Origin of the sequence: Mycobacterium sp., assembly GCF_035623875.1 — a bacterium.
In the GTDB taxonomy this organism is placed as follows: domain Bacteria; phylum Actinomycetota; class Actinomycetes; order Mycobacteriales; family Mycobacteriaceae; genus Mycobacterium.
Window position 1 is genome coordinate 1 of the sequence record NZ_DASPSP010000095.1, and the last position, 26,876, is coordinate 26,876.

Sequence of the window (26,876 nt, forward strand, 5' to 3'; positions counted from 1 at the left end):
CGGGCTGATCCTGGCCTGCCAGTCCCACCCGGAGACCGATTCGGTCGAAGTTACCTACGACGAGTAGGTGACGGCGGTCTCGTCGGCCGCCAGTAGCACCGCCACCACGCTGATGCCCCTCAACGACGGGACCCAGTTGGAAACCCGGGCCGTGCTCGACTGCCATCGCGCGAACGGCAGCTGCGACTTCACCATCGGCGCCGACCGCAAAGCCGGCGACGGGGTGACCGGATTCCCGAGTGACTTGTGGTCTCGCCAGAGCACCGACATCCGCTCCAGCGACGGGGGTTAGGTGCCCTCGGCGCACGGGCGGACCCGGCTGGCGATGCCGGGCTTTGTGTCGGACCCGCGGACCGATTGGCCGAGCAGCCGGAGATCGCGCCCACAACGACAACAACCGTCGCAGCTGATCGCAGAGCCGTCTGTAGAAGTTTCATGACGCAACCTCCAGACCCGATCTGAGTCGCGGATAAGCATACTGCGGCCGAGAAGCGCAGATCGCTTTCTTGTTCCCCTAACCGGATTCAGCTTGGGATGGCCAGCATCACACGGCCGTTGCGGGGTCCCTTGTCGACGTGGTCGTGCGCTGCGGCTATCTCGGCAAGTGGATGAGCGGGTGCCACAGGGATTCTCAGCGCGCCTTCTCGTGCGGCCGCGCTCAGATCTTTGCCCGCCTGCTGTTTAGCCTCGGCGGGAAAGTCGTCGCTGCCGAGCAACCGCAGCGCGACATTGGCGAATAGCAACGGCCAGAAAGGGATTTCGGGTCTGTCGACGCGGCTCGCGTACGCAGCGATAACCGCCTCGTTGGCCACCAACGCCGCATCCAGGTCGGCATTGTCGGAGAAAGCCACATCCACGATACGGTCCACCCCGTCGGGGGCATGTCCACGAATGGCAGCTGTGGGATCACTGTCGTCGAGCGCTATGAGATGCGAAACCGCAGAGGTGTCAACCTTTTCAAGGTCGCCGCTGCGAACCACCGTGCCGATCACGGTGGCTCCGGCCCAGCGCGCTAGCTGGGCGGCCAGCGAGCTCACCGAGCCCAGCACGCCATGCACCAAGATCGTCTTGCCCGCGACCGCCCCGTCGCTGAAAACGGCCCGATGCGCGGTGATGCCCGGAATGCCAAGGCAAGCGCCGATCTCGTCGGAGACTTCGTCCGGAAGCGGAACCGCCTGCGGCCCCGGTACACACGTGAACTGCGCTGCGGTACCGAACGGCCGGTAGGACTGGGCGCCGTAGGTCCATACCCGTTGCCCGATCCGGTTTTTGTCCACGCCCTCGCCGACAGCATCGATCACACCGGCACCATCACTGTGCGGGATGATCCGCGGGTAGCTCATATGCGCGCCTTGCCAGCGGTCCCGCTTCTTGGTGTCCCCGGGATTGATACCGGAGAGCCTGAGCCGGACCCGCACTTCACCCGGTCCCGGTTCGGGGTCCGGCAGCTCGCCGACCTGCAACACCTCACCGGCAGGACCCTGCCGGTCGTACCACGCTGCCAGCACTTCGGCACCTCCACGGGCCCGATATATATTCCATGGAATCATAATCCTGATTCGGCGGCATGCCTAGACCGGCGTCAGGCGCTCCGTTGTGGCGCGTCGACACTCGTGTTCGCGGCGCGCAGCTTGACGATGCTTGAGAACAACTGCTGCAACGAGCGCGCGGAGACCGCCGACCTAATGCGGGTCTCCAGCTCGTCCTCAAAAGCCTTGGTGGCCTTGGTCAGGACGCGCCGGCCCGCCGCGGTGAGCTCGATGACGGAGGACCGGCCGTCGTCGGGATTGGCGCGACGGCTGCAGTAGCCCGCGGCTTCGATCCGGTCGACAAGCTTGCTGGTTCCGCCGATGGTGACCGACAGTTCCTCGGCGATGTCGTTCACCCGGCAGGATGGATGACGCGCGATGACCTGCATCGGCTCCAACCAGCTCAGCGGCAGGTCGAAGTCGGCGCGCACCCGAGCGTCAACGGCGTTCCACAGCTCGGTTTCAAAGCGCACCAACTGATGGAAAAGATCAAGCAAGTCCGTCATGACCATTCCACGTTAACAACTTCCGAACCGCCCAGTGTGGTCGGACGTCATAGCTTCTGCGACAAGACAGTTGCGAAGGTGTGGGTATCGCCGGGCCAGCGCGCCGACACATAGGCACCGTCGTCGACGACGAACGCCGGCCGCGAGTCGGTTGCGGTGTCGCGCACCATTCCGGAGGTCTTGAGCCGCCAATGCGCCGACCCACGGGGGACGTCACAGAAGTCCGTCGGATTCTTCAGGGCGCGGGTGACTTCCGACTGCACCGACATGTATCCCGAGGCCTGCCCGGGTTCCTCAGTGTAGGTGCGGTAGTAGTCGGGGTCCCAGAAGCGGGTGATCCGGGTGAGACGCCAGGCGGTGCGTTCCAGCGCCCAGGTCAGCGCCGTGGTCCGGCGTCCGTAGAGCACCGAGTGACCGGTCGTCGGGTCGACGCTGCGGGCGGCGAGCAGCACACCGTGACAGATCGCGGCCACGATCACCCCGCGGCCAAAGGCATCGACGACGAGGTGGTGCAGCGTGTCGCTGTCGATATAGGAGCGCATTCCGCGGGCGCGGTGGCCGCCGGGCAGCAGCAGTGCGTCGATGCCGTCAAGGGTGGTTTCCGCCCAACTAGACGGATCCTGGTACTCCGGTGACTGCAGCATCTCCTGATACGCACGGCGGGCGTCCTTGTTGGCCCGCAGCGCTCTTCCCACGACGGTGATAGCGCCCAACACCGGTAGCGAAGACCAGATGTCCAAGCCACGGCCGGTGACCATGATGTCGTCAGCCGCCCCGGGTGCACCGCTTTCGGTGGCAAAGACGACTCGGTGACCGTTGGCCCTCAGGACACGCCAACTGACCGCGACTTCGGTCGGGTCGAAGTCACGATCCGGAATCGGGATCAGCACGGTACCCATCGGTAATGTCCGAGCTTACGGCCTACAGACCGCACTTAGCCGCCGATTAGACCAACGCTCGCCTCTGCATTAAGTGCTCGCCGAAGTACGTCCATCGTTTGGTAAGCCGAGCAGACGGCTGACGGCATCGCCGAACTCGTCGCGCGTCCAGAAGCCCGAGTGCCCACAGATCGGTGGATAGCTGCCTCGTCGTTCGGGAACCAACTTTGCGGCATCACGTATCCGGCAGTCGACTGTGTTCAGGGCGTCGACCATTTTGGTGTTCTGGTTGTCCACCACCCACGAACCGATAGGGTCGGTCAGCGCCCACAAGTTGATCCAGCGGGTGCGCTGCCTGTCGCCGACGGCCTCAATGGTGTTGCGCCCGAAGTAGGCGGGGAAGTATTTCGTGTAGAGGCGCCGCAGCGGGCACCCGAATGTAAGTAGTCCAATATTTGGTGACCAAGCGGGGTCAGTCTGCAAAATGGTGGCTGCGGCGATGATGCTGCCCTGGCTGTGCGCGACCAGCACCACCCGCCGGCCCGCCGTCACGGTGAGATAGCCCAGTTGACCACGCAATTCGGGCATCGTGCGCTCGCCATAGCAGGGCGGAGTCAGTGGGTGATTCGCCCGCGGCCAGAACGTGATGACGTCCCACAGCACGCCGACCTCGCGACGTCTCTCTTTGTTACGAAACGCTGCGAGCGCCAGTGCGAACATGCCGGCTGCTGTCGCCGAGAGCAGGTAGACGCAGACGGTGGAAAGCCCAGGTAGCCAGACTGGCAGAAGACCGCCCGCAAGACTGAGAGCACGCAACAGAGCGAACACGGCGATGGCGATGACGGTGAAGCCCGCCAGAACGCCTGGCACCCGGTCGGTCAACGATGCAAGCACCCGATCGTGCGCCAGCGCCGCCGCGCGGCCTCTTGTCACACTGTCGGGGTTGTTGCGGTAGTCCTCGAGGACCTGGTCTGTGATAGGGCGTGCCCATCGGGGAATGAATACAAGCCACACGACGGTTGCGAATCCGACCATTATCAGCAACAGGGTCGAGAAGACGATCGCAGCGGCGATGTATCCCGGGGGGACTATGATTGGCGTGGCGGCGTTGTATTTGTCGACCAGCTCCTCGAAACTGGCTGGAAGAGGCGGAAGTTGGCCTTGTCGTTTCTTGTCGCACGCATCGAAGAGGGTCTGCACATCCGGATCTGCGGCGCCCAAGACCTTTGCGCGGAACCCGATCGCACATCTGGCCGCCGCGATTGAGCGCACCGGCGTCCCGACCCATTGCGCCGCCCACAGGCCAACGCCAGCGCTGAATCCGCCAGCGACAAAGAGCCCGATCGTGGCCACGAACGGGGCAACGAATCCGCCTAGGCTCGGTGAGAACCCGTCACTTTTGCCGCGCTGGCTTGGGCGCATTGAGCGCGCGGGCTGCCAAAACACTCGCAAAATTGCGCCCGGCGTGCGTCGCCAGTCGTGCATGCACAGTGCCGTGAACACGAAAAGCAGGACAACTAACAGGATTTCGGCTGCCAGCAGCCCATAAATCGCCTGCCACAGCCCTGGCATCGTGGACGGCGCGGGCAGCGAGCCGCCGGCGTGGGCGGGCTTGGTGACTGCCACTACCGCAAGCGTCGCGACGAGCACCGCCACCGACAGCCATTGCAGCAAGCATATCGGCCTGGTCAGCCGATCCGCCGTCTTGCCGCCACGGCCCGTCAACCTGGTCGATGCGGTCGCGGCGACGACTAGCGCGACGATGCCAATCTGCACCCACAGCAGCATTAGACAGGTATCGCGCAGGGCGGAGTGACCCAGATATCGGATGGGCGGCGCCAGCGTGAGGGCACCGAGCCCCGATACCCACGCCATCACGTGGCAGTAGCGCAGCCGTTTGACGGAATCGTCGGAATTCCAAAAGCTTGGTTCTGCCATTGGTACTCGATCGGTGGTCACGGACGCATCCGGCGGGGCGGTGTCCCGCCGCTGGTCGACTCCGGCGGAGACGAGCGGCGGGATGGGGGCCGGCGGATTCGGCCGGCCCAAAAATATCAGCGCCAGAGGCATCACAGCGACCGGGATCGCGGTGAACATTAACTGCCGCCCACGCGGCATGTTCAGCAGGAACTTCGCAGGACCTAGGTGTGCCGCGCAGTGTGCGAGCGGAGCGCATTGCCAGCCAACAATGTCCATTGCAACTAGCGCCGACGCCAGCATCAACGTCAGCGTGAACGCCAGGCCGACCAGCCGAAGAAGGCGCACGGACATCGCTGGTGCGCCTTGCCCGGTCCTGGAGGGCGGCAACATCCAATGTGCGAGATTGATCAGTAGGAACGGCAGGAAGAGCAGCCACAGTGCTCGGCTGGCCGCACCCGAGGTGAGTCCACCCCAGGAGTAGCCTTCCGTCTCCGTGAGTCGTTCGCCGCTCTCCTGGGCTCCATTGCACGAGCGGCACTGGTAGATGCCAGCGACCTTGTCGCCGGACAGCTGCTGCAGCATTTCCGTGGGACATTTCAGCAGCTGCTCGGGGGGTGTGCCCGAAACCCCGTGCACCCAAAGCTCAGCGGCGTTCTCAGCCGGTCTCGAGCTGGTCTCGCTCACGAGTCAAAACCACCTTTCCCGTACGCCGAGTACATGCGATCTCCGCGCGCTTTCAGCGGTACCCGGCACGGGCAGTATCACAGACTTCTTATAGCTTTGGTGAAAACCTGCTGTGAAAATGCCTGGCGGAGGCTGATTTCCAAGATCAGCCGCCGACGTCAATCGCGGCTCGTCGGGACCGCGCTCGAATCAGCGGTGTCCGTTCGGCTCGGCTCTCCAGTCCTCGGAACGGGTGGTAAATCGCGACCGTGCTGAATCGGTCAACTTGAACTTCGCCAAAGTCGATCTTCAACTAACGGCAGCAGCCGACCTGACGGAACGCTTGACGAAGGGCTGCGTTGAAAGTTCGACCTGAAGGCAACAAGGTCGGCTAGCGGTGGAACCGTCGGATGCGGCACCGCGGGAGCTGACGATCGATGAGGCCATCGCGCTTCCAGAACACGGAGTTTGCACGGGTCCGGCCTGCACACCTTAACTAGCCGCCGATTCCGTTATCCAGATGCAGGTGGGTTACGAAATACCAAGGGAGGCCGACCAGCTGGACTATCACGACGAGCACCAACGCCGTCAGGGCGGCGAACAATCCGACCGCACGCGCCTGGGTGCCGATCGGAGAAAAGGCCAGGACCAGGAACAGCGGAGCAAAAGCCACCTCCGCCCACATGAGGACCCGCTTGGGCGTTTCGACCGCTTTGTCATAGTCGGTGAGATGGCTGTCGGGAAAGCCGGTCAGGTATAGATCCCAGATCGCTAGGTAGGCCAACCCCAGCGCGACGATGGCGCCCGCTACGCAGGCGACTTTTGCAAGGACCCTCGTCACCGCGGCAGGCCGAGCAGCCGCTCTGCGGCCAGCGTGAGCAGGATCTGCTCAGTACCGCCGGCGATGGTCAGGCAGCGGGTATTCAGGAAGTCATACACCGTGTTGTCCACGACGACGCCGGCCCCTTCGGTCAGGTCCATCCGATACTCGGCCAGCGCCTGCCGGTAGCGCACCCCGATGAGTTTCCGCACACTGGACTCGGCGCCGGGGTCCTGGCCGCCGACAACGAGCTGGGCGATGCGCTGGTCGAGCAGCGAGCCGACTTGCGCGGTGATGATCAGCCGTGCCAGCCGATCCTGTTGCGCAACATCGAGATTGATCTCCGCCGCCACCGCGAGCAACTCTTCCATCGGGTTGCCCAGCGCCGTGCCCTGCGCCATCGCGACCCGCTCGTTGGCCAGCGTGGTGCGGGCCAGCCGCCAGCCGTCGTTCACGGTGCCGACGACCATCTCGTCGGGGACGAACACGCCGTCGAGAAAGACCTCGTTGAACAGTGCGGCGCCGGTGATTTCGCGCAACGGTCGGATCAAGATGCCGGGCGAGCTCATGTCGACCAGGAAGTAGGTGATGCCCTTGTGTTTCGGCGCGTCGGGATCGGTGCGGGCTAGGCAGACACCCCACTGCGCGTCGTGCGCCCTCGATGTCCACACCTTCTGCCCGGTCAGCTCCCAGCCGCCGTCGACCCGCACCGCTTTGGTACGCAGCGATGCCAGATCCGAGCCGGCTCCCGGCTCAGAAAACAGTTGGCACCAGAAGATTTCGCCGCGCAGGGTGGCCGGCACGAATCGCTCCACCTGCTCGGCCGTGCCGTGTTCGAGAATGGTCGGCGCCGCCCACCAGCCGATCACCAGGTCGGGCCGCGGCACACCCGCCGACGACATTTCCTGATCGATCAGCAACTGCTCGGCCGGCCCGGCGCCGCGGCCGTAAGGTGCCGGCCAGTGCGGCGCCAGCAGCCCCGCTTCGGCCAGCGCCGCTTGGCGCTTATCCGCGGGTAGTGCGGCGACAGCGACGACTGCTTCAGCGATCTGGGGCCGTTGGTCGGCGACCTCGCTCAGGTCAATGCTGAGCCGACGACGCACACCAGCCTGGGTCAGCTCGACCGTCCTGCGCAGCCAGCGCGCGGGCCCCCCGAGGAACTGCCCGATCCCGTAGGCCCGACGCAGGTACAGGTGTGCATCGTGCTCCCAGGTGATGCCGATGCCGCCCAGCACCTGGATGCAGTCTTTGACGTTGGCCTTCACGGCATCGATAGCGATACCGGCGGCGATAGCCGCCGCGATGGACAACTGGCCGTCATCGTCATCGCCCGCGGCGAGGGCAGCGTCGGCGGCGGCCACCGCCACCTGCTCGGCACGGCACAGCATCTCGGCACACAGGTGCTTGATCGCCTGGAAGCTGCCGATCGGCTTGCCGAACTGCTCGCGCACCTTGGCGTAAGCGACGGCGGTGTCCAGCGCCCAGCGGGCAATTCCCGCCGCTTCGGCGGACAGCACGGTCGCGGCCAGGTTCTCCACCCTTTCCGCGGTGGCGTCCAGCACGGTCGCCGGCGCCGAGGTCAGCACCACCCGGGCCAACGGCCGGGAGAAGTCGGTGGCAGGCAGCGGCTCGACCGCCACACCGTCGGCAGCGGCTGAGTCGATAAGCAGCCACTTTCCGCTGGCCGGCACCAACAGCAAGCCGTCGGCAACGGCGCCCAGCATCCGGGCCACTGTGCCCGAGGCCCGCGAGGTGGCGGCATCGAACTCGACGTCACCGTCGAGTGCCACCCCGGCGGTGCGTTCGCCCGAAGCCAGTGCGGCGCACAGCTGCGGATCGGCGACCACCAGCGTGGCCAGGGCCGTGGTCGCCACCGGGCCGGGCACCAGGGCCCTGGCCGCTTCCTCGATCATGGCGCACAGATCCTCGATGCTGCCGCCGGCGCCGCCGCGGTCCTCGGGGACCGCGACACCGAACAAGCCCAGATCGGTCAGGCCGCCAAAAACCGGTCGCCAGGCGTCAGGTTCGCCCTGTTCGGTGGCCCGGACCGCGGCCGTCGCGCCGGAGGATGCGGCCCAATCACGCACCAACTCCCGCGCCGCGAACTGTTCGTCGGTGATGGTCGTGGCCACCTGGACTCCTCGGTCGACGTAAACGGCGCTGCCCGAGACGCCCCGCGCAGCACTAGAACGTGTTCTAATAGTGCCAGCGCTCGACCGTCAAGTCGAATGCCATCGCAGCAGGACATCCGGGTGTCCCGGCGGCACGGAGATGAGAAATCCGCGCTCGGCATACGTATCGTTTCGAGCGAGGACGCAAGAAAAGGAGCTGTCCGTCAGATGTCGTTGCCAACGAACACCGGCTCGGGTCAGCCCTCGAGTTCGTCGACCGCGCAACCTCGTGAGGTGATGAGCGTGGCGGTACTGGCCGAGTCCGAGCTCGGGTCTGAGGCGCAACGCGAGCGTCGCAAACGAATCCTGGACGCGACGATGGCCATCGCTTCCAAGGGCGGCTACGAGGCAGTTCAGATGCGTGCGGTGGCCGACCGCGCGGACGTCGCGGTAGGCACGCTGTACCGGTATTTCCCGTCGAAGGTGCATCTGCTGGTCTCCGCGCTGGGCCGGGAATTCGAGCGAATCGACGCCAAGACCGACCGCTCCAGCCTGACCGGCGGGACCCCGTACCAGCGGCTCAGTTTCATGGTCAGCAAACTCAATCGGGCGATGCAGCGCAATCCGCTGCTCACCGAGGCCATGACCCGGGCCTACGTCTTCGCCGATGCCTCCGCAGCCGGTGAGGTCGATCACGTCGAGAAGCTGATCGACTCGATGTTCGCCCGCGCGATGAGCGACGGCGAACCGACCGAAGACCAGTACCACATCGCCAGGGTGATCTCTGATGTGTGGCTGTCGAATCTGCTGGCTTGGCTCACCCGGCGGGCATCGGCCACCGACGTGAGCAAGCGGCTCGATCTGGCCGTGCGGCTGCTGATCGGCAATGGGGAGAATTCCCAGGTCTGACCGCTCAGGGTCAGGCCGGGGGCCCGGCGGTGCGCCCGCGGATCAGTTCGGTGTCGAGCACCTCGACTACCGGGTGGATATTGCCTTCGTGCAAGAGCTCGCCGGCCCGTCGGCCTTTCTGCAGGCTCGGCTGCGCCACCGTGGTCAGACCGCGGCCGATGGCCTCGGGTATGCCGTCGAAACCGGTGACGGTCATTTGGCCCGGCGCGTATTTGCCGCGGCCGCGCAGGTAATCCATCGCCGACAAGGCCAGCACGTCGGCGGTGCACATCAGCGCGGTGATCCGCGGATTGGCCTGGAGCGCAACCTTGGCCGCGTCGCCGCCGGATGCCGCGGTGTGCTCGTAGCTTTCCACCACGGTCAATGACTCCGGGTCGAGGCCGGCCGCGGCCATCGCGTCGCGGATACCGTGGATGCGTTCGCTTTGCACTTGAAACGTCGACGAGCGGAGGCGTTCGGAGTCGACCAAGCCCTGGCTCGTCTTACTGCGGTCGCGGCACAGCCGCATGGTCAGCAGCCCGATCTCCCGATGACCTAAGCCGAGCACGTAATCGCTGAGCTTGCGCATCGCCTCCCGGTCGTCAATGCCCACCGCAGACGCGCCGGGTACCTGTTTGGGCTGGTCGACAACCACCAGCGGCAGTCCCCGTTGCAGCACCACCTGCAGGTAGGGGTCGTCTCCGGCTGCCGAGTAGACCACGAACCCGTCTACCCCCGCGGCGAGCACCGACGCCGTCCCATCCGCGACGCTGCGGCTTGGGCCGACGGCCACCAGCATCAGCCCCTGACCAAGCTCTTCACACGACTGAGCAAGTCCTGCAACGAAATCCAACGCCGCCGGGTCGCTGAACGAATAGGTGAGCGGTTCGGTGATCACCAGTCCCACGGCCCCGGCCCTGCGGGTCCGTAGCGAGCGCGCCACCGGATCGGGTCCGGGATAGCCGATGCGTTTGGCCGTGGCGAGCACTCGTTCGCGCAGCGCGGGCGAAAGCTGATCGGGCCGGTTGTACGCATTCGAGATGGTAGTGCGCGATACCTTGAGCTCAGCCGCCAGCGATGCCAGGGTCGCCCGCCGTCGCGGCGTGGGGCTCATGTTGTCTGAGGCTACCGGGCATTCCGGCCGGATTACGCAAGTTGGCGGCGGATCGCTACGACAGGTACCGGCCTTAAGCTAGCGGTCGTGGCCTCTATCGACCTCAACGCCGACTTGGGCGAGGGCTTCGGCGGTGCAGATGGTGGACGCCGGCCTGCCGGTGCTGGGCCTGGCGGGTTCGGTGTTCTTCGACGAAGCGCACCAGCGTGGCCTGCGCACCGTGCCGGAGGCATTCACCGATCGTGCCTACCAGCCGGACGGCCAGTTGGTGTCCCGACGGGAGCCCGGCACGGTGCTGCACGATCCGGCCGCCATCGCCGAACGGGTGGTGGCCATGGTGATTCACCTGGCGCGGTGCAGATCGCGTCAGCGGTGCGGGATCGGTTGAAGGCCGACGGGATTGACGTGAAGGCGTTCTGCTGATGCGGCTGCGGCCGGGGCGTCCGGATATCGCGCGGCATTCGCACCGGTTCAGCGTGCCCGTCGCCGAACCCGGCGCGCCCCTGACGGTGACGTGGTTGGGGGTGACGACGCTGCTGCTCGACGACGGGTCGTCGACGCTGATGACCGACGGCTACTTCTCCCGGCCCAGTCTGGCGCGGGTGGCGTTGGGCAAGGTGTCACCATCGCCGGCCCGAGTTGACGGGTGCCTGGCGCGTGCCAAAGTGACGCGGCTCGAGGCGGTCATCCCGGTGCATACGCATATCGACCACACGCTGGATTCCGCGCTGGTCGCCGATCGCACCGGCGCGCGGCTGGTCGGGGGCCAATCGGCGGCCAACGTCGGCCGCGGCTACGGCCTGGCCGCGGACCGTTTGGTCGTCGCCGTGCCCGGCGAGCCAATTCGGTTGGGCGCCTTCGATATCACGATGATCAAGTCACGTCACAGTGACCCCGACCGGTTTCCTGGAGAGATCACCGCGCCGGTGATACCGCCGGTGCGGGCGTCGGCCTACCGGTGCGGCGAGGCCTGGTCGACGCTGGTGCATCACCGGCCCTCGGACCGACGGCTGTTGATCCAGGGCAGCGCCGGCTTCGTGAAGGGCGCCTTGGCCGGCCACCGTGCCGATGTCGTCTATCTCGGCGTCGGCCAGTTGGGCTTACAGGCCGAGCCCTATCTCGTCGACTACTGGACGGAGACGGTGCGTACCTTGGGGGCGCGCCGCGTGGTATTGATCCATTGGGATGATTTTTTCCGTCCGCTGTCAAAGCCGTTGCGGGCCTTGCCTTATGCGGGCGACGACTTGGACTTTTCGGTTAGCGTGCTGAGCAGGCTGGCCGCCCAGGACGGTATCGCGCTGGATATGCCGACGGTGTGGCGACGCGAAGACCCGTGGGCCTGAGGTTGTCGCTATTTCTGGCTCTTCTGTCGCTGGCGGTGGTCCTCGCATTCGCGGTCGCCCGACCCCGCGGTTGGCCCGAGGCATTCGCCGCCGTCCCGGCCGTCGTCGTGCTGATCGCTGTCGGCGCGATCTCGATGCACGACGCGGCTGCCGAGGCATCCCGGCTGTCGCGCGTCGTCGCTTTCCTAGGCGCGGTGCTGGTGCTGGCCAAAATGTGCGACGACGAGGGCCTTTTCGAGGCAGCAGGAGCGGCAATGGCGCGGGCCCGCTTCGGATCTCGGCGCCTACTGCGGCAGGTGTTCGCGATTGCCGCGACGATCACCGCGGTGCTGAGCCTGGATGCCACCGTGGTGCTGCTGACGCCGGTGGTGCTGACCACAGTGCGGCGGCTGCGGGCACCGGTGCGTCCACATGCCTACGCGACCGCACACCTGGCCAACGCCGCGTCGCTACTGCTTCCGGTGTCGAACCTGACCAACCTGCTCGCATTTCACGTCGCCAACGTGTCGTTCACCAAGTTCGCCCTGGTGATGACGCTGCCGTGGCTGGCCGCGGTGGCCACCGTCTACCTCGTCTTCCGGGTGTTCTTCCGGCGGGATCTCAGCGTGCAGCCCGATCCTCCCGAAAACGAGCCGGCACCGCAGACACCGGTGTTCGCGCTGCTGGTGGTGGCGCTGACGCTGGCCGGGTTCGTGATCGCGGAGGCGGCCGGGGTGGCGCCGGCCTGGGCCGCGCTCGCTGGGGCGGCGGTGATGGCCGTGCGCAGCCTGGCCCGACGGCACACCACGGCGGTGGCGATCGTGCGCGCGGTCAACGTGCCGTTTCTGGTGTTCGTGTTGGCGTTGGGCGTCGTGGTGCAGGCGGTCATGCGGAACGGAGTGGCCGACCGGATGGGCGCGGTGTTGCCGTCCGGTTCCGGGCTGCTTGCGCTGTTGGGATTCGCGGTGGTGGCCGCCGTGCTGGCCAACATCGTCAACAACCTGCCCGCGACACTGGTGTTGGTGCCGCTGGTGGCGTCGAGCGGGCCGGCGCCCGTGCTGGCCGTGCTGATCGGCGTGAACATCGGCCCCAACCTGACCTATGTCGGCTCGTTATCAAACCTGTTGTGGCGCAGCGTGCTACGCCGGTACGGCGTTTCGGCCAGCGTCGGCGAGTACACCAGGCTCGGGCTGTGCACCGTGCCCACCGCGCTAGTGGCGGCGGTGTTGGCGCTCTGGGCCGGTGTGCGACTGCTGGGCCTCTAGCGGTGGTACGCCGGCGGCAGCGGCATACCGAGTTCGGCCATCACGGTGCGCAACGTCGCGGGATAGTTCGTGATGATGCCGTCGACGCCCTCTGCAATCTGGGCCCGCATATCGCTAGCGTCATCGACCGTCCACGGAATAATGCTGAGGCGCAACAAATGTGCCCGGTCAACCAAAGACTTATCGACCAAAGAATAAGCGGGCGAGAGGATATTCGCGCCAACCAGTGTGGCGCCGATCACCGGATCGCCGACGACCGCGGGGTTGACACCGGCCAGCCATGGCGAATCCGGAACCCAGGTCTGCTCACTCCACAAGGCCGACAGCGGAATCGACGGCTCGGCCTGGTGCACCAGTAGCAACGTTTGCCAGTCGAAACTTTGGATCTCCACCCGGTCGACCTTGCCTGCCGTCTTGACTGCCGCCAGCACCACGTCAACGAACTCTTGCGGGTCGGCCGATATGGTCGGGCGATCGGCCGCGACCTTGGTTTCGATGTTGTAGTGCACATCGGCCCGATACGAGTCGGCGAGTGAGAAGACTTCCGGCAAGATGGCTATTCTGTTGCCCCGCACTACTTCGGCGTGTGGGAACTGGCCGCTCGGCTTGCCGCAGTCCAGCGTGCGGATCTGCGCCAGGGTCAGGTCGTGTACGAGTTTTCCGACGTACGGATACGACGGGTCGCCGGTGAACGCCGGCCCGGTGTCGGCGCACTGCCTAGGCTCGATGATCGGGTCATGCCATACCAGCGGTTGGCGATCTTTGGTGACGTTGATGTCGAGTTCGAGTGTGCTGACTCCGAGTTCGAGCGATTTGGCGAAAGCACGCAGCGATTCGCCGGTCGTCTCGCCGCGGCCACCGGCGTGGGCCTGCAGGTCGAATTTCGGCAACTCCGCAGCTGCGGTCGGCGTGACAGCCAGCACTGCTGCCGTTACCGCCGCGGATAATGGAACGCCGAGCCGAAAAGGCATGCCGATGAGGCTAACCTGACGATCCGCGCTCAACTCGCATAGGCCGGTCCCTGCGGCAACAAGCGCCGGCGGACGAGCTTGTGCCAACGCCGTTGGCGGTAGCGTCGGCTGAGTACAAGCAAGTGACGAACTCACTTCGCGTCAACACCTCTTCACGACATTCGACAGCTAAATGGCACTGAAGAACAGTCCGATCCGTGTCTGCTGACGGGTCGGATCTGGCGATGTGCGAGGTGGGAGCGTGTCGGTTGTGGGATTCTGCTGGGGTGTCCGCTCCTGCGGCGGCTGCTCCTTCGGGGGTGGTGACGTTTTTGTTCACCGATGTCGAGGGTTCGACCCGTCGGTGGGAGGCCGACGGGGAGGGGATGCGGGCGGCGCTGGCCGCCCATGACGACGTGTTGCGCTCTGCGATCGAGGCCCACGGCGGCTTCTTGTTCAAACACACCGGTGACGGCGTGTGCGCCGCGTTCGCCTCGCCGGGCTCGGCGGTGGATGCGGCGGTGGCCGCGCAGCGGGCGTTGGAGTTGCCGGTGCGGATGGGCATCGCCACCGGCGAAGCCGAGCTGCGGGAGGGCGATTACTTCGGCGCGGTGCTCAATCGGGCTGCGCGGGTGATGGCCGCCGGGCACGGCGGTCAGATCCTGTTGGCCGAGTCGACGGCGGGTCTGCTCAGCGGAGTCGATCTCGCCGATCTGGGGTCGCGGCGGTTACGGGATCTGCCCACCGCGGTCGAGCTATTCCAGGTCCGCGCGGCGGGCCTACGCACGGACTTTCCGCCGCTGCGGGCGCTGGATGCGAGTCCGGGAAACCTGCGCCCACAGACCACCAGCTTCATTGGGCGTGAGTCGGAGGTCGCCGAGGTTCAAGCCGCGGTGAAGGCGCATCGGTTGATGACGTTGACCGGGGTGGGTGGGGTCGGCAAGACGCGGCTGGCGGTGGAGGTCGCGGCGCGGCTGGCCGACGAATTTCCGGACGGGGTATGGTTTTTCGAGCTGGCCGCGGTCACCGATCCCGCGGCGGTGCCCGACGCGGTGGCGGCGTTGTTGGGCATCACCCAGCAACCGGGCAAGACAGTGACCGAGTCGGTGGCCTCCGCCCTGGAGGGCCGGTCGCGGCTGCTGGTGTTGGACAACTGCGAGCACGTGCTGGACGCCGCCGCCGATCTGATCGAGGCCATCCTGGCGGCCTCGGCTGCGACCAAGATGGTGGCCACCAGCCGCGAAGGACTCGGCATCGCCGACGAGCGGCTGTGGCCGGTGCCCTCGCTGGACGTCGGCGCAGGCGTCGACTCAGCCGCGGTGGCCTTGTTCGTCGAACGCGCGCAGCACGTATCGCCGCGCTTCACGGTGGGCGATGATGGCGAGGCGGCCGCGGTGGTGGAAATCTGCCGGCGCCTCGACGGGATCCCGCTGGCCATCGAATTGGCCGCCTCGCGGATGGCATCGATGACCGCCATCGAGGTGCGCGATCGGCTGGATCAGCGGTTGCAGCTGCTGGTGGGCTCGCGGCGCGCTCTGGAACGCCACCACACCCTGCGCCACGCCGTCGCGTGGTCCTATGACCTGCTCGATGACGCGGAGCAGGCGCTGCTGGATCGGTGTTCGGTTTTCGCCGGTGGATTCGACCTCCAAAGCGCCTGCGCGGTAGCCGGATCCGACGACCCCGACGACTACGCGGTCCTCGATCTGCTCGATGCGCTTGTGCGCAAATCGCTGCTTGTGGCCGACAAGCCGTCGGGACGGACGCGGTTTTCGATGCTGGAGACGATTCGCCAGTTCGCCGAGGAACAACTCGTCGCCGCCGGAGCGGCGGAAGAAGTTCGGGCTGCGCATGCCCACTACTTCGCCGGGCGCGAAGCCGACGTCCTGGCCCTGTGGGACAGCCCCCGGCAGCGAGAGGCCTACACCTGGTTCACCACCGAGTTGGCCAATCTGCGCACCGCGTTCCGGTGGGCCGCGGACCACGGCGACCTCGACCTGGCCGCCACCATCGCCACATACGCGGGGCTCCTTGGCTTTTGCGTCGAGAGCTATGAGCCGATGGCGTGGGCCGAAGAGCTGATCGAACCTGCCCGCGCCGTCGACCATCCGCGGCTCGCGTTTCTGTATGTGATCGCGTCGCTGTGTTGCTTGGCCGGAAGGGTCGATGCCGCTGTCCGCTACAGCGAGGCCGGCCAGACCGTGATCGCCGCTGGCGGCCACGAGGTGCCGTTCGGCGCCGAAGGCCTGCTTGGGGGCACGTACATGTTAAACGGCCAGCCCGAACGGTGGGCGGAGTTGTGCATCGCCTTGCTGCAGCGCCGCTCCGCCGCCCCAGTGACCATTCGGACATGTCTAGTCTTCGCGCTAGCGTTCGCCGGCGCAGGCGAGGAAGCGATAGTGGCCGCGGATGGCCTGATCGAGGCTGCCGAGGCAACGGAGAATCCGTTTTTGCTTACGTTCGCCCTCAACGCCTATGGCACGGCTTTCCGTGAAGGCGATCCGATCCGCGCGCTGGACGCCCTCCGCCGGGGGCTGGTGATCGCCCAAGACTGCGGCAACCGCTGGACCGAATCGAGTCTAGCGAACACGCTGGGTCGCCTCGAGGCCGATCACGGGAACGCTGCGTCCGCTTTCGATCACCTTATTCTGGCGATCCGCAGCTACCACGACTCCGGTAACCCCTCGACGATGCGCAGCTCGCTGGCTGTCCTTGCCGCTCTTTTCGACCGGCTCGGACGCTACGAACCGGCGGCCACCATCGCCGGGTTCGCGGTCGGCGCGATGACTGAGCGGGTTTTCCCTGAAATCAACACCGCGATCGCCCACATACGCAACGTTCTTGGCGATCAGACCTACCAATCGCTCGCCCGCAAAGGCGAAACCATGACCACCGCCGCCATAGCGACGTACGCATACGACCAAATCGACCAGGCCCAAACAAAACTGAACGCCGCCTCGAAATAGGCAACACTCGAGACAACGGATACCCAGCTGGCTCGACAGAGGTTTCTTTAGGTCATCGTGTCTCAAATATCCGTCTCGGAAGGCACGATATCGTGCTCGCGAACGAAGAACAGCGACGAGTTCGGTAGGTCAATGAACCTGCGCTCGTCCTCTAGTAACGCCCTTCCGGCCGCTCGTCCTTCCGGCGAGCTCGCGCCATCGAGTAGGTCTTCGACGGTTTCCCAATACACTTCGGCGACGCCGTCGTACGGTGGCACCTGACAGCCACGGGCATTTGCCGCTGGCGCGATGCGTGCATCAGTGAACGAATGCCCTTGTGTGTAGCGGTGGATCCGCAATGCCTTCGCATGGCCCTGCACGAGCGGTCCGTGGTTTTGCAGCCAATACTGGAAGAACTCGTCTGCCGACAGTGTGGGAAGACGTCGTAGGCAGAACACAATCTTTATCATGCGAGTTCTCCTTCATGTGCCCGACATGTCCGAAAAGCGTCGCATAGGTAGTAGTGCAATCACCACCGCTGGACCCTGTTGTTTTGCAAAAGACCGGATGCAGGTGACCGACGACGCGCGGAGTTGGCTTGCGCGTGACGGCGATTCGGAAGTTACGGCGCTACCGCTAGCGCCTGCGCTGACGGGCGATCTCGGCCAGCACCACCCCGGCGGCCACCGAGGCGTTCAACGATTCGGCGGGGCCGGCCATCGGGATCGACACCACCGCATCGCAGTTCTGACGCACCAGCCGCGACAGCCCCTTGCCTTCCGATCCGACGACCACCACCAGCGGACCCTCGGCGTCCAAATCGTCGAGGACGGTATCGCCGTGGGCGTCCAGCCCGACCAGCTGCAGACCCCGATCGGCCCAATCCTTCAGTGTCCGATTGAGATTGGCACGGGCGATGGGAATCCGGGCCGCCGCGCCGGCGCTGGTGCGCCAGGCCACCGCTGTCACCGAGGCTGAGCGCCGCTGCGGGATCAGCACCCCGTGGCCGGCGAACGCCGCGACCGACCGAACGATCGCACCCAGATTGCGCGGATCGGAGATGTTGTCCAACGCGACCAGCAGTGCCGGCGGGGTGTCCAAGGCTATCTCGAGCAGATCGTCGGGATGGATGTACTCGTAGGGCGGCACCTGTAACGCGATCCCTTGATGCAGGCCGTTGGTCGTCATCCGATCGAGGTCGGTGCGCGGCACTTCGAGGATCGCGATACCGGAATCGGCTGCCAGGGTTACAGATTCGGTGAGCCGCTCGTCGGCCTGGGCCCCGAGTGCAACATAGAGCGCGGTCGCCGGAACACCGGCGCGCAGGCATTCCAGTACCGGGTTTCGCCCTAGGACCGTTTCGACGTCGTCGTCCAAGCGCGAGCGCGCGGGCCGGCGCTGCTGCTCCTTGAGCCGCTTGGCGGCCGGATGGTAGGGCCGCATGTGCGCGGGCGGAGTGGCGCCGCGCCCCTCTAGCCCGCGGCGTCGCTGGCCGCCGGAGCCCACCGTCGGCCCCTTTTTGGTACCAGGTTTGCGTACCGCGCCGCGGCGTCGCGAATTACCGGCCATCGAATTGCGTTCCCAGCGACCATTGCGGGCCGTCGGGAGTGTCAGTGACCTCGATACCGGCGTCCTTGAGCCGATCCCGGATCTCGTCGGCCAGCTTCCAGTCGCGCTGCACGCGGGCCTGTTCGCGTCGCTCCAGCTCGGCGCGCACCAGCACGTCGACCGCCGCCAGTGCGGCCGACGTCTCGTCGTGCGACTCCCATCGCTCGTCGAGCGGGTCGCAGCCGAGAATGGCCATCATCGCCCGAATGGCTGCGGCGTTGGCCAACGCTCCGTCATGGTCGCCGGCGTCAAGTGCCCGGTTGCCCTCCGCGCGGGCGTGGTGCACCTCGGCCAACGCGACCGGCACTGCCAGGTCGTCGTCGAGTGCCGCGGCAAACCGCGGCGTCCACTGTCCGGGTTCGACGGCGCCGACCCGGTTGCGCACCCGATGCAGGAAGTCTTCGATCCCGACGTAGGCGTTGACCGCGTCCTGTAGCGCGGCTTCGGAGAACTCCAACATCGAGCGGTAGTGCGCGCTGCCCAGGTAGTAGCGCAGCTCGGCGGGCCGGACCCGCTGCAACATGGCAGGGATCGCCAACACGTTGCCCAGCGACTTGCTCATCTTTTCGCCACCCATGGTGACCCAGCCGTTGTGCAACCAATAGCGGGCGAACCCGTCGCCGGCTGCACGGCTTTGAGCAATCTCGTTCTCGTGATGCGGGAAGACTAAATCCATTCCACCGCAATGGATGTCGAATTCCGGACCCAGATACTCGTGTGCCATCGCCACGCATTCGGTGTGCCAGCCGGGGCGTCCGCGCCCCCACGGCGTGGGCCAGGACGGCTCTCCGGGCTTGGCGCCCTTCCACAGCGTGAAATCGCGCTGATCACGCTTGCCGGCAGCCACTCCCTCGCCTTGGTGGACGTCGTCGATCTTGTGTCCGGACAACTGGCCGTATTCGGGGTAGCTCAGTACATCGAAGTAGACGTCGCCACAGCCGGTATAGGCGTTGCCGGTCGCAATCAGCCGCTCGATCAGCTCCACCATCTGGGTGATGTGGCCGGTGGCCCGCGGCTCCGCCGACGGCGGCAAGACGTCCAGGGCGTCATAGGCGGCGCTGAACGCCCGCTCGTAAGTGGCCGCCCATTCCCACCACGGCCGGCCCGCTGCGGCGGCCTTGTTGAGGATCTTGTCGTCGATGTCGGTGACGTTGCGGATGAATGCGACGTCGCACCCCCGCGCCATCAGCCAGCGGCGCAGGATGTCGAAGGCCACGCCGCTGCGCACATGGCCAATGTGCGGAAGACCTTGCACGGTAGCGCCGCAGAGGTAGATGGAGACGTGCCCGGGACGCAGCGGGACGAAATCACGCACGGCACCGGTCGCCGTGTCGTGTAGCCGCAGGTCGGCGCAATCGGTCACGACATGCCAGTTTACCGGGCTATGGCTTTGCCGATTGCCAGCGCGGCGCCGTCGAGTCGTTTCCCAACCACAGAGCTCACCCGATACGGCGTGGCTCATCACGAGCAAGGGAAACGATCACCGAGAGCCGAAAGATCGTCGGTCAAGCGAAACGGAGGGCAACCCATCAGCGTCTTTGCTGGGGACGCGTGCCAACCGGGGCGGCCTTCGGGGAGGTCTTGCGCGGCTTTCAGCAGCCCATCGCTCGTGCCAACTCGAGCAAATCCTCGACCATGAGGTCGAAATGGCCCGCCGCTGGCGTGGCTTCCACCACGCGCCCCGGCCCATATTCCAACGGCCGCGATACATAACACGTCCGCAGCCCGCACTGTGCTGCCGCGTCGAGATCCGAAGGGTGAGAGGCCACCAGCATCACCTCCGGCGGTTCGCATCCCAGCAATGCCGCGGACCCCAGATAGGTCTCCGGGTCGGGCTTGTAGTGCCGAAAGATATCGGCACCCATCGCCGCGTCCCAAGTAAATCCTGCGGCCTTGGCCAGCTCTATCAGCATTGCCACGTGCCCGTTGGACAGCGGCGCGACGATGTATCTCGAGCGCAGCTTGTCCACCCCCGCCACGGCGTCGGGCCAGGGCGGTAGTTCGTGCCACATGCCGACCAATTCTTCGAGTGCGTCGGCGTGCAGTCCGGGCAGCCCGAACTGGGGTGCCAACCTCGCCATGGACTCTCGCTGTAGTTGGTCCTGATTGGCCCACTCTCGTTCACCGGTGCGTACTTTCGCGATGGACATGATGAAGTCCAATCGCCACGCATCGACCAGCCCCGGCCAGTCGGCAGCGATTTCGTGCGCCGCCCCCCATGCCTGCAGCTGAGAGATCAGGCCTCCCCGCCAATCCAGAAGTGTCCCGATGGTGTCGAACAAGAGGGCCCGAACGGTGATCATGGCCATGACTCCTTGACTAGTTTGCGGCGCGGCTTTTCGCGTGATGCTGAGTCATCGGGCCGGCCCTGGTGTGTCGCTGGGGTTGCTGAGGAAACCCCGGTTGACCAGTTCCAGATGCGCGCGACTGCGGCGGCGGATGACGTCGTCGGCGTAACTGTCGATGTTCAGGATCCGCTCGACGGCCGGGCCCAGCAGCAGCGGCCCGAAATGCAAGAACAGCACCTGCAGCGGCGCCCAGTCCAGGTCGAGGTCCGCCCGTAGCATTCCGGCCGCCTGCATCTCGGCCAGTCGCTCGCGCAACAGCTCGACGAAGCGGTCGAAGACCTCACCGCTGGCCGGGTCATTCTCGAGAAACGAACGACGCAAGTACGCCCGCAGGTCCGGATGGGCCGCCATGGTGTGGGCCAACGCCTCGGCGACCCCCTCAGCCGTTGGGCTGGAAAGGTCCGAGGGCGCCGTCAACGGTGCGGTGAACACCTCGATCATGAGTTCGTCGACCGCCGCCTTGAGCCGCTCCTTGGACCCGAAGTGATGGGTGATCAAGCCGGCGGTGACCCCGGCGGCCTCGGCGATGTCGCGCACCGACGTCCCTGCGACACCGCGTTCGGCGAAGAGTCGAACCGCGGCATCCCGAAGGCGCGCCCGCGAGCTGAGATCCTCGGCGCTTGTCACGACGACCTGCCTGGTCATGCGACTTGTCCCGCCAGCGTCGCGGTGCCCGGCCCCAGCTCAACAGAAGTTCCGGCCTGCAAGCGCAGCAGTTTCTTGAGGCCCAGCGGAAACCCCTCGAGGGCGGACCGTTCGATCGGCGCCAGCTGGCGCTGTGCGGCCACATCACCCGCAAAGGCCGCGATGCACAGCTCGGGCTCCACATTGGCCATCGCTCCCAGCGCACCCGCGCAGCCCAGCGGACCCGCGTAGCACAGCAGGCTGTCCACGCCGGTGATGACGTGCCCATCGAGGATGTCCAGTTCTGCGAGCAGCCGGCGCGGGTCGAGGCTGGAATCCTTGATGCCCTGGATTGGCAGGGTCGCAAGCTGGTCCAACGGCAGGCCCGGTGAGGAGATCGCCGGCATGTGATAACCCAGCACTGGCCGATCAGTCGCAGCGTCCGCCACGGCGTTGTAATAGTCATGAAGATCGGTCGCTCCGCGGGGTGCTAGCACCAGCACGGCATCCGCGCCGGCGGTGATCGCGGCGGATGTCAGCCGCACTGCCGCGGCCGTATCGTCTGCCCCGGTCCCCGCCAGCACGGGGACCTCTGATGGCAGAGCGGACCGCACCGCGCGGATCAACTCGACTCGGTCGGTCTCCGAAAGCGCCCAAAATTCGCCGGTGGTGCCGGCCAGCAGAACGGCGCGCACACCGCGCTGCACCACACGCGCGGCGTGAGCGGCGGTCGCGTCGACGTCCGGCCTGCCCTCGGCGTCGAACAGCGTGATCAACGCGACGCCCGCGCCGCGGAACAGGGGCTCTGAGGTTGGCATTTGGTTTCCTTTCACACTTGGCTTTGGTCGACCAGAAAGTCGAGGTCGCAGCCCTGGTCGGCTTGCAGGACATGCTGGGCGTGGAGGCGCTCGTAGCCGCGGAGAGGCGGAGCAGTGGCGGGTGGGTTTTCGGCTGTCCGGCGAGCCAGCTGTTGCTCGTCGACCAACAGATCGAGCCTGCCGGCGATGGCGTCGAGCACGATCTCATCGCCGTCGCGAACCAGTCCGATAGGACCGCCGATGGCCGCTTCCGGGGTGACGTGTAGTGCCGTGGGGCCCCCTTCGGTCCCGCTCATGCGTCCGTCGGTCACGCACACCAGCTCGGTGATGCCCGCCTTGCGGAGAACGGCCGGTATCGGGACGAAATCGATCTCTGGCATACCGGGAGCTCCCACGATTCCGGCATTGCGTAACACGATGACGCTGTCCGGCGACGCTTGCAATCCGGGATCGGCCGCCCGCTCGTGAGCGGTGTGGTAGTCGAACACGACGGCGGGACCGCGGTGGGTCCAGAACTTGCGCGGCGCGGCCGATCGCTTGAAAATCGCTCCCCGCGGAGCAAGCGAACCACGCAACACCACCAGGCCACTCTTGTCCAGGAACGGGTCGTCGAGTGTTCGCAGGCAGGGGTGGGGCCGCGGCTTGGCGGCGCGGAAGGCCGCGGCGATTTCGGCCACCGTGCGCCCATCGCCCAAGACGCAGTCGCGGTCCAACAGCGGCTCCAGTACCGCCAACAGAGCGGGGACGCCGCCGGCATGGTCGAAATCCTCCAGCGCGAACGGCCCCGAGGGGCGAACACCGAGGACCTGCGGGATCTGCTCGCCGATGTCGGCGAACCGGTCGAGCCCAAGGGTCACACCCAGGCGCCCGGCGATCGCCATCAGGTGGATGAATTCGTTGGTCGAACCACCGGTGGCTGACAACACGCGGATGGCGTTGTCGAAGGCGTCCGGAGTCATGATGTCGTCGGGGCGAATGCCGGCCCGGGCCAGCTCCACCGCACGCACCCCGGTGCGCTCGGCCAGATCGCGCCGACGCGATTCGATCGCGGGTACCACCGCCGACCCAGGTAATGCCATGCCGAGGGTCTCGGCGGCGATGGCCATCGTGGTGGCGGTTCCCATCACGTTGCACACCCCGACCGTCGGGGCGAAGACGCCTTCGAGCTCGTCCCACTCCTGGTCATCAATGCGCCCGGCGAACCGGTCCGGCCCCAACGTCCAGATGTCTGTCGTAACGATGGAACGTCCCTGAAAAAAACCGCAGCTGCGCGGGCCCGCGGTCAGCATGATGGCCGGCTTGCCCGCACTGGCCGCGCCCATCAACTGCGCCGGTACGGTTTTGTCGCAGCCGGCTAGCAGCACCACCCCGTCGATGGGACTGCACCGGATCATCTCCTCGACGTCCATCGCCATCAGGTTGCGCAGCAGCATCGTGGTCGGCTTGATCATGTTCTCGTGCAACGAGATGGTGGGGAACACCACCGCGGTTCCACCGGCCGCGGTGACTCCCGCTTTCACTGACTCGGCCAAGTCGCGCAATCCCCCGTTGCAGGGATTGAGCTCGCTATAGCTGGAACAGATCCCGATGATCGGGCGCCGCCGCACCTCGTCCTTACTTAAACCGCCGGCCCGCAGAAAGGCCCGCATGATCGTTCCTTCCACATCACCGGCGAAGTGATCGCCGTTGACTGGAGGTCCGCCGCCTGGGCGGGCGTCCCGTGGACTGCGGGGCTGAACCCGGTCGCTCGCCGATCCGGTTAGTTCTTCTGGGCTGGGCATTTGACACCTCGCTATACAAATGTGCAATCTGTTACTCAACTGTATAGCCCATCGCTGGCCGCCACGCAAGCACCCGACAGCAGGTGATTCTGGGGACGAGCGGATGAGGCCTTGCTGACCAGCGCGAACGATCGTTGTTCGCCAGCGATGAATGCGAGTTCGATTGGCCAGTCGTGGCCCTTGCAGCGGCTAGCCGACGGTCCCTTCGACCGCCACCAGCAAGGCTGTCGCGATCGCGGCCCGGCCCTCACCACGCCCGGTCAGACCCAGCCCGTCGGTGGTGGTGGCCGACACCGACACCGGGGCATCCAGCAGGTCCGACAACACCCGTTGCGCCTCGGCACGGCGCGGCCCGACACGGGGACGGTTGCCGATGACCTGCACGGCCGCATTGCCGACCCGGTAGCCCTGCCGGCTGATCAGGCCGGCGACGTGACGCAGCATGTCGACCCCGCTGACACCGGCCCACCGTAGATCGTCGACACCGAACACATCGCCGATGTCGCCCAGTCCGGCCGCCGACAGCACCGCGTCGCACAACGCATGCACGGCCACGTCGCCGTCGGAATGCCCGGCGCACCCGTCGACGTCGGGAAACAGCAGACCCAGCAGCCAGCACGGCCTACCGGCTTCGATCACGTGCACGTCGGTGCCCAGACCGATCCGGACGTTCACTGCTTGACAATCGCTTGGGCCAGCAAGATATCCCACCGCGTGGTGATCTTGAAGGCCAGCGGGTCACCGTCGACCACCTGTACCTGACCGCCGATGTGCTCGACCATGGACGCGTCGTCGGTGAAATCCGCCCCGGGAAGGTCGGCAGCTCGCTGGTAGGCGCGCAACAGCAACTCGGTGGCGAATCCCTGCGGTGTCTGTACGGCTCGCAGGCCGGCCCGTTCCGGCGTTCCCAGCACCACCCCATTGGCATCGACGGCCTTGACGGTGTCGGACAGCGGCAGTGCGGGCACCACAGCCGAATGCCCGGCCCGCAGCGCCTCAACCACGCGGACCACCAGCCCAGGCGGCGTCAGGGCCCGCGCCGCGTCGTGGACCAGCACGAAGTCGGGTTCTTCTGAATCTGCGACCGCCGCCAGCGCCCGGCTCACCGACTCGCGGCGATTGGCCCCTCCGGCGACGATGGTCGCCTCGCGGCCGAGGATCAATTTGGCCTGGCCGGTCCGGTCCGCAGGCACAGCCACCACGACGCGGTCGACGACACCAGATTCCAGCAAGCCGCTGACGGCGCGTTCGACCAGGGTGTGTCCGTCAAGGTGAAAGAACGCCTTGGGTACACCGGCAGCCAGCCGTTCGCCCGACCCGGCGGCAGGGACCACCGCGACTGTGCCTGTCACCCCGGCCCCTGCGCGTTAGGGATTCAAGACGCGACTAGGAAGCCGCCGCCAGAACCTCGTCGAGGATGGTCTCCGCCTTGGCATCGTCAGTGCTTTCGGCCAGCGCCAACTCGCCGACCAGAATCTGCCGGGCCTTGGCCAGCATGCGCTTCTCGCCGGCCGACAGGCCACGCTCCTGGTCGCGGCGCCACAGATCGCGCACGACCTCGGCGACCTTGTTGACGTCACCGGAGGCCAGCTTCTCCAAGTTGGCCTTGTAACGGCGGGACCAGTTGGTCGGCTCTTCGGTGTGTGGTGCGCGAAGCACCTGAAACACCTTGTCGAGACCTTCCTGGCCGACCACATCGCGGACTCCGACGTATTCGGCGTTTTCAGCGGGTACTCGAACTGTCAGGTCTCCCTGCGCCACCTTCAAGACGAGATATTCCTTTTGCTCCCCTTTAATGGTTCGGGTTTCGATCGCCTCGATCAACGCAGCACCGTGGTGTGGATAGACAACGGTGTCTCCGACCTTGAAAATCATCAGATTCGAGCCCCTTTCGTTACTCCATGCTAACACGCGGCCCCGACACGTGCGGAACAACGGTGCAGGTCAGGGGCACCGCACGTGAAGATAGGGGGTTGACAGACAGCAAATTTCATGCAATGCACCGACCTAACGGGAACCCGTTGGGCGCGCCCCGGAGGGCTCCAGGTTTGCGCAGTTCAGCACGGTCAGGATCATACTGCGTGGCGCTCATCCCGCTCTAGCGCCCTCCGCTACCGCCCGCTTTGCCGACCTACTACTGTGCATAGTCGAACCGCAGTGCCATGAGTAGGCCGAGTAGGAGGCTTGGAGTGAATCGCTTCGACTACCGCGACTCGAAAGCCCTCTCGAACCGCCGCACCAGCCGGGTCGCCGCGCTCGCCGCGGGTGGCCTGATCGGTGCCGTCGCGCTGGCCGGCTGTAGCGTCGGGCAGCTCTCGCAAACCGCCAGCCAGGAATCCGCCGTCGACGGCAACCATGCGGTTATCAACAACGTCGCGCTGCGCAATGTCCGCATCCAGGCGCTGCAGCACGGTGACTTCCTGCGTCCGGGCGCAACGGTGGATCTGCTGCTGGTTGTCATCAACCAGTCCCCGGATGTCACCGACAAGCTGGTCGGCATCTCCACCGATATCGGCAAGGTGACCGTGACCGGCGACCCCACCTTGCCTGCCGGTGGGACGCTCTTCGTCGGAAATCCGAACGGTCAGAACAGGAAGGCCGTGGACGCCGTCGAGGCGGCCGACTCCGTCAAGGCTACGGTGGCGCTGGACAAGCAGATCACCAACGGCCCGAACTACAACTTCACCTTCAATTTCGAGAAAGCCGGGAGTGTCAGCCTGGCGGTGCCGATTTCGGCGCCCGAGGGCCCGCCGTTGTCGGCCGAACATCCGTAGATCTGTCGTACC

The 26,876-nt window shown here is 66.0% G+C and carries 24 protein-coding genes and 1 pseudogene; 7 read left to right on the forward strand and 18 right to left on the reverse strand.

Annotated elements, in window-relative coordinates; translation table 11 throughout:
- The first annotated feature begins 67 nt into the window (after positions 1 to 67).
- Complete coding sequence (locus tag VEI45_RS07650; RefSeq protein WP_414687425.1) at positions 68 to 292, forward strand: hypothetical protein; 225 nt, start codon at positions 68 to 70, stop codon at positions 290 to 292.
- 232 nt (positions 293 to 524) lie between these two features.
- On the opposite strand, the gene VEI45_RS07655 is transcribed toward VEI45_RS07650, so the two are convergent.
- From VEI45_RS07655 to VEI45_RS07680, 6 genes are all read right to left on the reverse strand, one after another.
- Complete coding sequence (locus VEI45_RS07655; protein ID WP_324851799.1) at positions 525 to 1,508, reverse strand: NADPH:quinone reductase; 984 nt, start codon at positions 1,506 to 1,508, stop codon at positions 525 to 527.
- 74 nt (positions 1,509 to 1,582) lie between these two features.
- Complete coding sequence (locus tag VEI45_RS07660; RefSeq protein WP_324851801.1) at positions 1,583 to 2,035, reverse strand: MarR family winged helix-turn-helix transcriptional regulator; 453 nt, start codon at positions 2,033 to 2,035, stop codon at positions 1,583 to 1,585.
- Positions 2,036 to 2,082: 47 nt separating this feature from the next.
- Positions 2,083 to 2,934 (reverse strand): type 1 glutamine amidotransferase domain-containing protein, encoded by an 852-nt coding sequence (locus tag VEI45_RS07665; RefSeq protein ID WP_324851803.1) that lies wholly within the window; start codon positions 2,932 to 2,934, stop codon positions 2,083 to 2,085.
- 69 nt (positions 2,935 to 3,003) lie between these two features.
- Positions 3,004 to 5,517, reverse strand: a complete 2,514-nt coding sequence (locus VEI45_RS07670; RefSeq protein WP_324851805.1) for a hypothetical protein — start codon at positions 5,515 to 5,517, stop codon at positions 3,004 to 3,006.
- Positions 5,518 to 5,992: 475 nt separating this feature from the next.
- On the reverse strand, positions 5,993 to 6,337 hold the full coding sequence (locus VEI45_RS07675) for a hypothetical protein (RefSeq protein WP_324851806.1): 345 nt from the start codon (positions 6,335 to 6,337) through the stop codon (positions 5,993 to 5,995).
- Positions 6,334 to 8,448 (reverse strand): acyl-CoA dehydrogenase, encoded by a 2,115-nt coding sequence (locus tag VEI45_RS07680; protein WP_324851808.1) that lies wholly within the window; start codon positions 8,446 to 8,448, stop codon positions 6,334 to 6,336. Before VEI45_RS07680 ends, VEI45_RS07675 begins: the two co-directional genes overlap by 4 nt.
- 282 nt (positions 8,449 to 8,730) lie before the next feature.
- Here VEI45_RS07680 and kstR point away from each other — a divergent pair, with 282 nt between their 5' ends.
- Complete coding sequence (gene kstR, locus VEI45_RS07685) at positions 8,731 to 9,336, forward strand: cholesterol catabolism transcriptional regulator KstR (protein ID WP_324851858.1); 606 nt, start codon at positions 8,731 to 8,733, stop codon at positions 9,334 to 9,336.
- 10 nt (positions 9,337 to 9,346) lie between these two features.
- On the opposite strand, the gene VEI45_RS07690 is transcribed toward kstR, so the two are convergent.
- A complete protein-coding gene (locus VEI45_RS07690) occupies positions 9,347 to 10,429 on the reverse strand; it encodes a substrate-binding domain-containing protein (RefSeq protein WP_324851810.1) in 1,083 nt (360 codons plus the stop codon).
- Positions 10,430 to 10,547: 118 nt separating this feature from the next.
- Here VEI45_RS07690 and VEI45_RS07695 point away from each other — a divergent pair.
- The 3 genes and pseudogenes from VEI45_RS07695 to VEI45_RS07705 form a co-directional block, all read left to right on the forward strand.
- Positions 10,548 to 10,852 (forward strand): annotated as a pseudogene (locus tag VEI45_RS07695) (LamB/YcsF family protein); the annotation flags it as partial.
- The gene (locus VEI45_RS07700) at positions 10,852 to 11,772 is read left to right on the forward strand and encodes an MBL fold metallo-hydrolase (protein ID WP_324851812.1); all 921 of its coding nucleotides are present in this window, start codon (positions 10,852 to 10,854) and stop codon (positions 11,770 to 11,772) included. The pseudogene VEI45_RS07695 and the gene VEI45_RS07700, both read left to right, overlap by 1 nt.
- A 2-nt stretch (positions 11,773 to 11,774) precedes the next feature.
- On the forward strand, positions 11,775 to 13,016 hold the full coding sequence (locus VEI45_RS07705; RefSeq protein ID WP_324851860.1) for an SLC13 family permease: 1,242 nt from the start codon (positions 11,775 to 11,777) through the stop codon (positions 13,014 to 13,016).
- Here VEI45_RS07705 and VEI45_RS07710 read toward each other — a convergent pair.
- Positions 13,013 to 13,987: a glycerophosphodiester phosphodiesterase family protein gene (locus tag VEI45_RS07710; protein WP_324851814.1), complete on the reverse strand. Its 975-nt coding sequence runs from the start codon at positions 13,985 to 13,987 to the stop codon at positions 13,013 to 13,015. The two genes, VEI45_RS07705 and VEI45_RS07710, sit on opposite strands and share 4 nt — an antisense overlap.
- A 224-nt stretch (positions 13,988 to 14,211) precedes the next feature.
- Here VEI45_RS07710 and VEI45_RS07715 point away from each other — a divergent pair, with 224 nt between their 5' ends.
- Positions 14,212 to 16,932 (forward strand): ATP-binding protein, encoded by a 2,721-nt coding sequence (locus tag VEI45_RS07715; RefSeq protein WP_324851862.1) that lies wholly within the window; start codon positions 14,212 to 14,214, stop codon positions 16,930 to 16,932.
- A gap of 62 nt (positions 16,933 to 16,994) precedes the next feature.
- On the opposite strand, the gene VEI45_RS07720 is transcribed toward VEI45_RS07715, so the two are convergent.
- From VEI45_RS07720 to carD, 10 genes are all read right to left on the reverse strand, one after another.
- Complete coding sequence (locus VEI45_RS07720; RefSeq protein WP_324851816.1) at positions 16,995 to 17,381, reverse strand: EthD domain-containing protein; 387 nt, start codon at positions 17,379 to 17,381, stop codon at positions 16,995 to 16,997.
- A gap of 166 nt (positions 17,382 to 17,547) precedes the next feature.
- Positions 17,548 to 18,480, reverse strand: a complete 933-nt coding sequence (gene rlmB, locus VEI45_RS07725) for a 23S rRNA (guanosine(2251)-2'-O)-methyltransferase RlmB (RefSeq protein ID WP_324851818.1) — start codon at positions 18,478 to 18,480, stop codon at positions 17,548 to 17,550.
- Entirely contained in the window at positions 18,470 to 19,882 is a 1,413-nt protein-coding gene (gene cysS / locus VEI45_RS07730; protein WP_324851820.1) for a cysteine--tRNA ligase, read from the reverse strand. The genes rlmB and cysS overlap by 11 nt, the downstream gene beginning before the upstream one ends.
- A 229-nt stretch (positions 19,883 to 20,111) precedes the next feature.
- Positions 20,112 to 20,822 carry a haloacid dehalogenase type II gene (locus VEI45_RS07735; RefSeq protein ID WP_324851822.1) on the reverse strand — a complete coding sequence of 237 codons (711 nt, stop codon included), beginning with the start codon at positions 20,820 to 20,822 and terminating at the stop codon, positions 20,112 to 20,114.
- A gap of 51 nt (positions 20,823 to 20,873) precedes the next feature.
- Positions 20,874 to 21,512 (reverse strand): helix-turn-helix domain-containing protein, encoded by a 639-nt coding sequence (locus tag VEI45_RS07740; RefSeq protein ID WP_324851824.1) that lies wholly within the window; start codon positions 21,510 to 21,512, stop codon positions 20,874 to 20,876.
- Entirely contained in the window at positions 21,509 to 22,309 is an 801-nt protein-coding gene (locus VEI45_RS07745) for a dihydrodipicolinate synthase family protein (protein ID WP_324851826.1), read from the reverse strand. The genes VEI45_RS07740 and VEI45_RS07745 overlap by 4 nt, the downstream gene beginning before the upstream one ends.
- Positions 22,310 to 22,320: 11 nt before the next feature.
- On the reverse strand, positions 22,321 to 24,090 hold the full coding sequence (locus tag VEI45_RS07750) for a dihydroxy-acid dehydratase (RefSeq protein ID WP_324851828.1): 1,770 nt from the start codon (positions 24,088 to 24,090) through the stop codon (positions 22,321 to 22,323).
- Positions 24,091 to 24,279: 189 nt separating this feature from the next.
- The gene (ispF, locus tag VEI45_RS07755; RefSeq protein ID WP_324851830.1) at positions 24,280 to 24,765 is read right to left on the reverse strand and encodes a 2-C-methyl-D-erythritol 2,4-cyclodiphosphate synthase; all 486 of its coding nucleotides are present in this window, start codon (positions 24,763 to 24,765) and stop codon (positions 24,280 to 24,282) included.
- On the reverse strand, positions 24,762 to 25,442 hold the full coding sequence (gene ispD, locus VEI45_RS07760; RefSeq protein ID WP_324851832.1) for a 2-C-methyl-D-erythritol 4-phosphate cytidylyltransferase: 681 nt from the start codon (positions 25,440 to 25,442) through the stop codon (positions 24,762 to 24,764). Before ispD ends, ispF begins: the two co-directional genes overlap by 4 nt.
- Positions 25,443 to 25,476: 34 nt before the next feature.
- Positions 25,477 to 25,965 (reverse strand): RNA polymerase-binding transcription factor CarD, encoded by a 489-nt coding sequence (gene carD, locus VEI45_RS07765; protein WP_045382876.1) that lies wholly within the window; start codon positions 25,963 to 25,965, stop codon positions 25,477 to 25,479.
- A gap of 314 nt (positions 25,966 to 26,279) precedes the next feature.
- Between carD and VEI45_RS07770 the strand changes: the two genes are divergently transcribed.
- The gene (locus VEI45_RS07770; RefSeq protein ID WP_414687426.1) at positions 26,280 to 26,864 is read left to right on the forward strand and encodes a hypothetical protein; all 585 of its coding nucleotides are present in this window, start codon (positions 26,280 to 26,282) and stop codon (positions 26,862 to 26,864) included.
- The last annotated feature ends 12 nt before the right edge of the window (positions 26,865 to 26,876 follow it).

What these genes read in the sequence shown, in the direction of transcription:
- VEI45_RS07660 (WP_324851801.1), bottom strand. Translation starts at nt 2,035, where the DNA reads ATGACGGACTTGCTTGATCTTTTCCATCAGTTGGTGCGCTTTGAAACC.
- VEI45_RS07665 (WP_324851803.1), bottom strand. Translation starts at nt 2,934, where the DNA reads ATGGGTACCGTGCTGATCCCGATTCCGGATCGTGACTTCGACCCGACC.
- VEI45_RS07690 (WP_324851810.1), bottom strand. Translation starts at nt 10,429, where the DNA reads ATGAGCCCCACGCCGCGACGGCGGGCGACCCTGGCATCGCTGGCGGCT.
- VEI45_RS07700 (WP_324851812.1), top strand. Translation starts at nt 10,852, where the DNA reads ATGCGGCTGCGGCCGGGGCGTCCGGATATCGCGCGGCATTCGCACCGG.
- VEI45_RS07710 (WP_324851814.1), bottom strand. Translation starts at nt 13,987, where the DNA reads ATGCCTTTTCGGCTCGGCGTTCCATTATCCGCGGCGGTAACGGCAGCA.
- VEI45_RS07715 (WP_324851862.1), top strand. Translation starts at nt 14,212, where the DNA reads ATGTGCGAGGTGGGAGCGTGTCGGTTGTGGGATTCTGCTGGGGTGTCC.
- VEI45_RS07720 (WP_324851816.1), bottom strand. Translation starts at nt 17,381, where the DNA reads ATGATAAAGATTGTGTTCTGCCTACGACGTCTTCCCACACTGTCGGCA.
- rlmB (WP_324851818.1), bottom strand. Translation starts at nt 18,480, where the DNA reads ATGGCCGGTAATTCGCGACGCCGCGGCGCGGTACGCAAACCTGGTACC.
- VEI45_RS07735 (WP_324851822.1), bottom strand. Translation starts at nt 20,822, where the DNA reads ATGATCACCGTTCGGGCCCTCTTGTTCGACACCATCGGGACACTTCTG.
- VEI45_RS07740 (WP_324851824.1), bottom strand. Translation starts at nt 21,512, where the DNA reads ATGACCAGGCAGGTCGTCGTGACAAGCGCCGAGGATCTCAGCTCGCGG.
- VEI45_RS07745 (WP_324851826.1), bottom strand. Translation starts at nt 22,309, where the DNA reads ATGCCAACCTCAGAGCCCCTGTTCCGCGGCGCGGGCGTCGCGTTGATC.
- VEI45_RS07750 (WP_324851828.1), bottom strand. Translation starts at nt 24,090, where the DNA reads ATGCCCAGCCCAGAAGAACTAACCGGATCGGCGAGCGACCGGGTTCAG.
- carD (WP_045382876.1), bottom strand. Translation starts at nt 25,965, where the DNA reads ATGATTTTCAAGGTCGGAGACACCGTTGTCTATCCACACCACGGTGCT.